Origin of the sequence: Cryobacterium sp. Hz7 (genome assembly GCF_004402815.1) — a bacterium.
Classification (GTDB): domain Bacteria; phylum Actinomycetota; class Actinomycetes; order Actinomycetales; family Microbacteriaceae; genus Cryobacterium; species Cryobacterium sandaracinum.
Genome location: NZ_SOFB01000020.1, coordinates 1 through 7,553 on the forward strand (window position 1 = coordinate 1; position 7,553 = coordinate 7,553).

Annotated in this window: 9 protein-coding genes and 1 pseudogene; 4 read left to right on the plus strand and 6 right to left on the minus strand. The window is 66.9% G+C overall.

Annotated features, from left to right (window positions below; all coding sequences use genetic code 11):
- The coding region (locus tag E3N86_RS04535) for a transposase (RefSeq protein ID WP_166785003.1) at positions 1-326 on the plus strand (326 nt) is incomplete at its 5' end.
- A gap of 215 nt (positions 327-541) precedes the next feature.
- Here the strand turns inward: E3N86_RS04535 and E3N86_RS04540 are convergent.
- From E3N86_RS04540 to E3N86_RS04560, 5 genes are all read right to left on the minus strand, one after another.
- Positions 542-1,630 (minus strand): LLM class flavin-dependent oxidoreductase, encoded by a 1,089-nt coding sequence (locus E3N86_RS04540; protein WP_134511416.1) that lies wholly within the window; start codon positions 1,628-1,630, stop codon positions 542-544.
- A 124-nt stretch (positions 1,631-1,754) separates the two neighbouring features.
- A complete protein-coding gene (gene rpsO, locus E3N86_RS04545; RefSeq protein WP_104101100.1) occupies positions 1,755-2,024 on the minus strand; it encodes a 30S ribosomal protein S15 in 270 nt (89 codons plus the stop codon).
- A gap of 314 nt (positions 2,025-2,338) precedes the next feature.
- Positions 2,339-2,758, minus strand: a complete 420-nt coding sequence (locus E3N86_RS04550; protein ID WP_104101099.1) for a dihydroxyacetone kinase subunit L — start codon at positions 2,756-2,758, stop codon at positions 2,339-2,341.
- A complete protein-coding gene (locus E3N86_RS04555; protein WP_104101098.1) occupies positions 2,755-3,561 on the minus strand; it encodes an HAD-IA family hydrolase in 807 nt (268 codons plus the stop codon). The genes E3N86_RS04550 and E3N86_RS04555 overlap by 4 nt, the downstream gene beginning before the upstream one ends.
- 90 nt (positions 3,562-3,651) lie before the next feature.
- Positions 3,652-4,539 carry an AI-2E family transporter gene (locus tag E3N86_RS04560; RefSeq protein WP_134511417.1) on the minus strand — a complete coding sequence of 296 codons (888 nt, stop codon included), beginning with the start codon at positions 4,537-4,539 and terminating at the stop codon, positions 3,652-3,654.
- Here E3N86_RS04560 and E3N86_RS16725 point away from each other — a divergent pair.
- Positions 4,538-5,335 (plus strand): type IV secretory system conjugative DNA transfer family protein, encoded by a 798-nt coding sequence (locus E3N86_RS16725; protein ID WP_370295319.1) that lies wholly within the window; start codon positions 4,538-4,540, stop codon positions 5,333-5,335. The genes E3N86_RS04560 and E3N86_RS16725 overlap by 2 nt on opposite strands.
- The gene (locus E3N86_RS04570) at positions 5,328-5,735 is read left to right on the plus strand and encodes a DUF4913 domain-containing protein (protein WP_134511419.1); all 408 of its coding nucleotides are present in this window, start codon (positions 5,328-5,330) and stop codon (positions 5,733-5,735) included. Before E3N86_RS16725 ends, E3N86_RS04570 begins: the two co-directional genes overlap by 8 nt.
- Before the next feature lie 407 nt (positions 5,736-6,142).
- Here E3N86_RS04570 and E3N86_RS04575 read toward each other — a convergent pair whose 3' ends face one another.
- Positions 6,143-6,556: a nitroreductase/quinone reductase family protein gene (locus E3N86_RS04575; protein ID WP_241985944.1), complete on the minus strand. Its 414-nt coding sequence runs from the start codon at positions 6,554-6,556 to the stop codon at positions 6,143-6,145.
- A gap of 692 nt (positions 6,557-7,248) precedes the next feature.
- Here E3N86_RS04575 and E3N86_RS04580 point away from each other — a divergent pair.
- A pseudogene (locus E3N86_RS04580) lies at positions 7,249-7,553 on the plus strand (amino acid transporter); the annotation flags it as partial.

Below are 7,553 nucleotides of genomic sequence, written 5' to 3' on the forward strand. Positions count from 1 at the left end.
GGGCCTACTACCTCAAAGAAGGCCTCCGGCTGGTCTTCAAGCTGCCCCGCGACGAAGCCGCCGAGGCCCTGGACAAGTGGGTCGGATGGGCCCGCCGCAGCCGAATCCCGTCGTTCGTGAAACTCCAACGCTCCATCGTCAAGCACCGGGCCGCGATCCTTGCATCGATCGAGCCCGGCCTCTCCAACGGCCGCATCGAATCCATGAACACCAAGATCCGGCTCATTACCCGCATCGCGTTCGGCTTCAAATCACCCGACGCCCTCATCGCCCTCGCCATGCTCAGCCTCGGCGGCCACAAACCAGTGCTCCCCGGCCGGGTTTAACCCACAGAAGCAGCAGGAGAGCCNCGGGTTTAACCCACAGAAGCAGCAGGAGAGCCGAGATTCTGCCGTAAAACGGCTTTATCGGAGTATTCGGGGCCGATACGGCCACAATCTCCGTCGAATTCGTTCCGGACGGAGTCACTGCACCGCGGCAACCGCCCCCGAACCCCCAGTCCTCGACGCCATCCCGTTCACGGCTGTGAGGGTTCACTCGTCTAGACCGCCGCGAGTTCCTCGGCCGCGAGTTGCTCTCCGGTGAAAAGCTCGGCGGCGAGCAGTTCCAGCGTGCGCGCACGCCCGGGTGAGGTCGCCGCGTCGGCGCCCGTGTGAGCGGAGGCGATCGGCTGCAGCATGACCTCGTCGACCCCGAACTTCGCCGCGAGGGCACGGATGCGCGCGGCCGCGGCGCCGGGCTCGTCGATGATCCAGGCCGCGGCCATCCGTTCGATCATCTGGAGCAGCGCCGGCGCCATCGGTGCGGCGGCGGCCTCTTCGACCGTCGCGAGCGGGCCGAGCGGCAGGCCCGATCTCAGGCGCGCCATCTGCTGCATCTGCGGCAGGGCGAGGGCGAGGGCCTCGACCCGGGTCTCGGCGACCGACACGTTCAGGGTGAGGATGGTGCGGGGGGCGTCGAGGGTCTCGCTGGGGGTGAACCCGCGTCGGTACAGCTCGAGGGCCGCGGTGGTGCCGTCGCCGGCGAAGTGGTTGGCGAACACGTAGGGCATGCCCTGCCGGGCGGCGAGCCGGGCCGAGTAGTCGCTGGAGCCAAGCAGCCAGATTTCGGGCATCCCGGTGGCGGCGGGAGTCGCGTGCAGGGTGTAGTCCTGACCGGAGGTGAGGCTGAGCGAGGCCCCGTCGGGGTGCAGCAGCGCCGCGATGTCGGCGATGTTGCGCGGAAACGCGTCGACCTCGCTCACTGCTCCGCTCGAGCGCAGCAGTGCGGTGATCATCGGGTCGCTGCCGGGCGCACGGCCCAGCCCGAGGTCAATGCGCCCGGGGAAGGCCGCCTCGAGGACGCCGAACTGCTCGGCGATCACGAGCGGAGAGTGGTTGGGCAGCATGACGCCCCCGGAGCCGACCCGGATGCGTTCGGTCTGCGCCGCGAGGATACCGATCAGCACGGGCGGGTTCGTCGACGCGACCGCCTGCATGTTGTGGTGCTCCGCGACCCAGTATCGGGTGTAGCCGAGCCGGTCCGCGCTCCGGGCGAGGTGCACGGCTGCCGCGATCGCCTCAGCGGAGCTTTGCGAGGTGCGGACGGGGATCAGATCGAGCACGGAGAGGCTCAGCGCGGAGGTAGACATCGGTGGGGGAAACCGCGCCGGGCCCGGAGATATTCCCGGTTCCACGCTCCGGACACACAAACGGGCCGCTACCGGAAGGTAACGGCCCGCTTGTAAGAAGATCGCGGTGTCTTCGAAAAATGCCTTAGCGGCGCAGTCCGAGGCTGCCGATCAGTGTGCGGTACCGAGTGATGTCGACATCCGACAGGTAACCGAGCAGACGACGGCGCTGACCAACCATGAGGAGCAGACCACGACGCGAGTGGTGGTCGTGCTTGTGCTCTTTCAGGTGCTCCGTGAGGTCCAGGATGCGCTGCGTGAGCATTGCAATCTGAACTTCGGGGGACCCGGTGTCGCCTGGGTGGGTAGCGTACTTTTCGATGATCGCCTTCTTTGCATTAGCTTCGAGTGCCATAGATGGGATCCCCTTTCTCTCACTGCGCGGTGCCCGGGGCCGAATGCCTGGGCTCTCTTGATCCGCGGCCGTCAAACGGCAACCGTACGAGTTTAGCAGAGTCCGAGAGGTCGGCTGGAGCAGCAGGAGCAACGGCCAGAAGATGCGGGCTGCGATCTCGGCCGGGGCGCTGACCAGCTGCTCGTGCGCCCTCCCGAACCGGATGTAGAGCTCACTGAGAGGGTGCCGCCGAGGCCGTTGATCATCAGGGCCACCCGGTCCCCGACACGTCCGGCAGGTCCCCGACGACCGCGTCGCGCATCTCGTCGGTCATCTCATTCGCGGTGGTCAGCTTCGCGCGGCGTCGGCCCGGTTCGCCATGGATGCCCACGCCCATCCACGCGTGTCGAGGTTCGCGGCGGCGATCCCCTGGTGCATGTCCGGCACGAACTGCTTCGGGCTCCGGGATCGGGCGAACCGATGCTACGTTCTCCGGTGTAGCTGGCCCGGCCGCGACGGGCCTGCAGCATGCTCGTGGCGTCCGCGCTCGCCCGCGCAACCAGGGACATCCGGGCGAGGAGGGTTTCCGGGTCACGGCCGGCGGCCACCTCGGCTTCGAGCGTATCCGTGGCCGGCACGAGGGCGTCGAGCAGGGTCTTGTCTCCCAGGTCGGACTTGCCGCGGGCCTTGATCCCCTCGGTGGCGGCCCGGAGCATCGCCACGAATTCGGTGTCGAACAGGGCTGAGCGGGTCATCGGCTCTCCAGATCGGGGGCCGGGCGGTCGGGGGCACTGAGGATGGTGGCGAAATCGGACAGGTCGACGAAGAATTCCGGCTCCAGACCCAGCGGGTCGCGCAGCGTCACGGTGGTGGGGCCGCCGGGGTCCCCGAGCGACGACACCACCAGGGCCGCCCCGGTGAAATCTTCGTCCGCGGTGTAACCGCTGATCGTGATCACGGTGCGGAGGCCCGCGGCGAGCGCCGACCGGAGGCCGTTCGCACTGTCCTCGACGACCACGGCGTCGGCGGCGTCGATCCCGAGTTCCCGTAGGGCATGCAGGTAGATGTCCGGGGCCGGCTTCTTCCGGTCCACGATGTCGCCGGCGAAGACCCGGAACTGCGCGGCCAGCTCGGGCCCGATTGTTTGCGTGAGCACGGCGCGCACAGATTCCTCGGCCGAGGTGGAGGCCACGGCGAGGATCCAGCCGGCGCCCGCGGCTTGTGCGACGAGTCGACGGATGCCCGGGCGGGCCGTCAACGCGCCGCTCGCCACCCGCTCGGTGTAGATCGCGCTCTTGCGCCGGTGCCAGCCGGCGACGGCCGAGTCGAGGGCCGCGGGGTCGTCCGCCGGCAGACCGAGCACGCCGGCCACCTCCGGGGTGAGGATGCTGCGCATCCGTTCTTTTCCTCCCCCGATCGTCACCTTCTGGACGTAATCGGAGTCGCTCCACTGCACGGGCACCGAGAATTCCTCGAAGGTCTGGTTGAAGGCCGGCAGGTGGCCGTCGCGTTCGGTGTCGGCCAGCACACCGTCGCAGTCGAAGATGAGAGCGGGCATCACCTCAGGCCTTCCTCGCGTTGCCGATGGCGGCGAAGGCTCGGTCGATGGCTGCTTTCAGCGGTGAAATCGCCACCTGTGCCTCCCCGGTCAGATGCCGTCTATCGTAGGCTCGCCACCCCGAGCCGACAATGGGGCGGCCTCGGCGGGCTTCGCCGGCTGAGGCCAGTGCCGGATGGAGAACTTCGCCCGCTGGGTGATCGACTGATCCGGCCTGTCCCAAACCTTGATCATCGCCCAGCCCACGGCGACGAGCGGGACCGCCAGAACGGCCCCGGCGATACCGCCGAGGATGGTGCCCACGGTCAAAGCGACGAGGATCACCAGCGGATGCAGTTTCCACGCCACGAGGGCAGCCAGGATGCCCGCGATGGTCGCCCCGATCAGTGGGATGAACGCCGTGAGGAACACGATCACAGCCAGCGGCAGGGCCAGCGGAACTTGCAGGATGGCCAGCCCGACGCCGATCAGAACGGCGTCGAAGGGGGCGATGATCGCCGTTCCCCGCACGTACTGGCCGAGAACCGTCGGGGTGACGAAGCCCACGATCGCATCACGCACCGCGTTGAACTGCTCCGAGTCGAGCGCGATCGGGATTTCGACCAGCAGCCCCTGTAGTTCGTCGAGCCCGTCGCCGGCCGCCACCACCAGCGCACCCCACTGGTTGCGCACCGCGAAGACGATGAGCGTGACGATGCCGCCGAGGATGAGTGCCCCTGCCAACAGGGTGATCCAGGTCGCGAGAATGACCGGGAGGCCGCGCGTGCGCAGCCAGCCGACCAGCGGTGCCAGCGCCGATGCCAAGATGAGCGCCACGAGAACGGGGATCACCACGAGTTGCACCTGCACCAGAGCGTAGACGGCGCCGGCGGTCAGCACGACCACGACGATGATCTGGGTGGAGCGGATGGCCAACCGGCCGAGCCGGCTGGTCAGTAGGGTCTGCAGGGACGGAGATGAGGGGTCGTCGGCGCGCATGCTGACACCATGGGCACCTGTCGCAGCATCGGTAAACGGCTGCCCGGCCGAGGGCCTCCTAACCGATTCGGGCGGAACCCCGGCCCGGGTCGAACGAATTCGACGGAGATTCTGCCGGGAGAGCGCTCTTTCCCGGGTTTCCGGGGCGTTTCGGGCAGAATGTCGGCTCTCCGTCGAATTCGTCGCCCTCATCCGCGCCATCTGCAAAACCGCCGAAACCGCTGCGCAACGAAACGGCGGCCGGCTCCCGGTCCCGCTCGTGATGGATCTCGACGAGTGCGCGAACATCGTCCGCTGGCCCGAGCTGCCCTCCGTGTATTCGTTCTATGGGTCGATGTGCATCATCCTCAACTCCTACTTCCAATCCCGCGCCCAAGCCATCGACGCGTTCGGGAAAGACGGGTGGCAGACCCTCTGGGACGCCGCCGCAACCCGGGTCTTCGGCGGCGGGTCCGGCGACGACGACTTCCTCCGATCCCTGGCCGCCCTCATCGGCGAACACGACGAAATCACCTACGGCAGCTCCACCGGCAAAGACGGCCACCAATCCACCTCCACCAACACCCGCAAGGTCAACACCCTCGACATCGCCGCCCTCGGATCCCTCCCCGAATGGCGCGCCATCGTCTTCAGCTCCAAATGCCGCCCCGTCATGGTCAACACCGTCCCCTGGTTCCGCGACAAAACCCTCACCACCACCATTAACCGCACCCCAACCACGTCGCCGAACCCCAGGCCGGCACCGGTCGCGGTACCCGACGACACCACTGCAGCGGAGGTTACAGCCCATGGCTGAGCACGACGACTACGACGCGAACGCCCCCGAGGCGGACACGGTCGACGTCCGCCAAATGTTCCTCGAATGGCTCACCGGCCACCTCGCCACCGTCGAGGTCGTCGGAACCAAACCCGCGCCATGGTGCACCACGTGGTGGCTGCACCCGGAGGTCGTCGCCCGGTTCAAGGCCCTCTGGCAGGCCGGCATGCAAGCTGACGCCAGCGTCATGGACGGTGACGCCGGCGCTGTGTCGTCCTGGTGGATCAACCACTGGGACCGCCACGCCGCCATCATCTTCGACAAAGGAAACGGACCCTTCCGCGACTGCGACCCCGACCAAGGACACCTCTACCGACGCAAGGACACCACCGCCAGGATCGTGCCTGCGTCGATGCCGCCTGACGACGTGGAGCTGTAGAGCAACGGGCCCGATGCACCGCGCAGGGTCTTCAGTTGATCGTTAACCTGTCGGAACTTGTTGAAATAGAAGACGTTCCTCGCGGAGCCCTGCGGCTCATCGGTGGCGCTTGCCGAAAATGGCAGAAACTCATGAGCGGGAAGTCACGACAAGGCCCAGCTATTCGTCGTCAGAAACCTCATCGTTGGCCGTCATCTCTATCCAGTCGATTGCCTCTTCCGACAGGGAGAATCCCTCCGGCCCGGCGTCCCCAGCCCAGGAAGTATCTGCAGTGGGCTCGCCTGCCGCAGCCGTGATCTGATCTGATCTGACCTGATCTGATCCAGAGCGTCTGGCGGCACGACGTCGCCGTTGTTGTTGATCAGCCATTGCTGGGTTGTCCAGTCCAGTGGTGGCACCGGAACCGCTCACGTCACCGGTTCGAGGACCACCACGGCCGTCTCCGTCGGCCGACGACGGGCGTACCCATCGAGGTCCTTGTCCAGCGACCGCCACCGGTCCCACAGCCGGTCCCGATCCGCTCCAGTTGCGGCGTGGGCGACGACCTGGCGGGTCCCGTCGGCGAGCTGAACCCGGGCCTTCGGCTGCACCTGGAGGTTCAGCCACCACGCGGGCTCCGCTTCGCCCCAACCATTCATCGCCATGGTCACCAGGTTTGGACCGTCCTCGTAGTACCCGACAATCACCGATCGCTCCTGGCCGCTGCGGCGCCCGACCGTGGTCAGCCTCAGCGCACCCCAAGTCTTCTCACGCGGACGCCACAGGCCGCGACGCCCACCGGTTACCCGGACCAGCGCCCGGTGCGCCTTCCAGAAAAGCACGATGACCCATCGGGGCGGCAAGCGCCCACGCCCGCTCGGTCCCGGCACGCTTGTGCTGATCTCCAACTCGTTTGCCGCCTTTCGCCGAGAGTTCTCCTCCCGAAGGCCACTCCCTAAGGATCGGACCTACTGCGGGCGACTGTAGACCCCTCTACCGCAAGGTGACAGCACCTTGCGCAGGGTGCCGTCCGGAACCTGCAACGGCACACATCTGCGACTTGACACCCTTCAGCCGCGATCTGGGTAAAATGTGTGGCCATCGCGAGCCCGGCGTCAGTGGGCGGACTGCTGCCGAGGGTCCGCAGAGTCACCTACCGGGAAAGCTCTGCACGAACGGCCCGGCCTTTGCCACGGGCAAGGCCACTGCCGGCGTATCGCCCATCGGCGGGTCACTGCACAACTGTCACCGCAAGCCGGGAGTGCAGCACGTACCACGGTCGTTGACACAGCGCACTCGCGCACGTGGCAGGGCGCCACACCCACACCAGCGCTTTGAGCTCGGATCGTTGCTTAGAATGCGTGGCGTTTGCTCGTCTGGGGCTCAAAATCGTCTTGCTGTAGTTTGCATTCGAGGAAATCGGTTCTCACGCTCTGGTGACGTGCGTGGACGGGATGGAAGAAACAAAGTGGATTCATCAGGCGTTCCGGTCATCCCGGCGAGCGTTGCCAGTCTCGACCGTTCGGCGGCTCCAATGAGCGGCCTCGCGCGGTGGCTGCTTCGGAACCGCGTGCAGCCCCTCGGGCCAGAGAGCCCCGCAGATACCGCGACGAAGCGTCCCTGGTGGATGGTCATGTGTCTGACGGGCGTCGACTACTTCTCGACGTTGTCGTACCTGCCGAGCATCGCCGTGCTCGCTGCCGGGGCACTGGCGCCGTTGGCAACCCTGCTGATCGTTGCACTGACCCTGCTGGGGATGTTGCCGATGTACCGGCGGGTGGCGAAGGAGAGCCCGCACGGCCAGGGTTCGGTGGCGATGCTCGAGCGGCTCCTCCCGTT

Coding starts and splice junctions, on each gene's coding strand:
- E3N86_RS04540 (WP_134511416.1), bottom strand. CDS start 1,630: ATGTCTACCTCCGCGCTGAGCCTCTCCGTGCTCGATCTGATCCCCGTC.
- E3N86_RS04550 (WP_104101099.1), bottom strand. CDS start 2,758: ATGACCCGCTCAGCCCTGTTCGACACCGAATTCGTGGCGATGCTCCGG.
- E3N86_RS16725 (WP_370295319.1), top strand. CDS start 4,538: ATGCTGACACCATGGGCACCTGTCGCAGCATCGGTAAACGGCTGCCCG.
- rpsO (WP_104101100.1), bottom strand. CDS start 2,024: ATGGCACTCGAAGCTAATGCAAAGAAGGCGATCATCGAAAAGTACGCT.
- E3N86_RS04555 (WP_104101098.1), bottom strand. CDS start 3,561: ATGCCCGCTCTCATCTTCGACTGCGACGGTGTGCTGGCCGACACCGAA.
- E3N86_RS04560 (WP_134511417.1), bottom strand. CDS start 4,539: ATGCGCGCCGACGACCCCTCATCTCCGTCCCTGCAGACCCTACTGACC.
- E3N86_RS04570 (WP_134511419.1), top strand. CDS start 5,328: ATGGCTGAGCACGACGACTACGACGCGAACGCCCCCGAGGCGGACACG.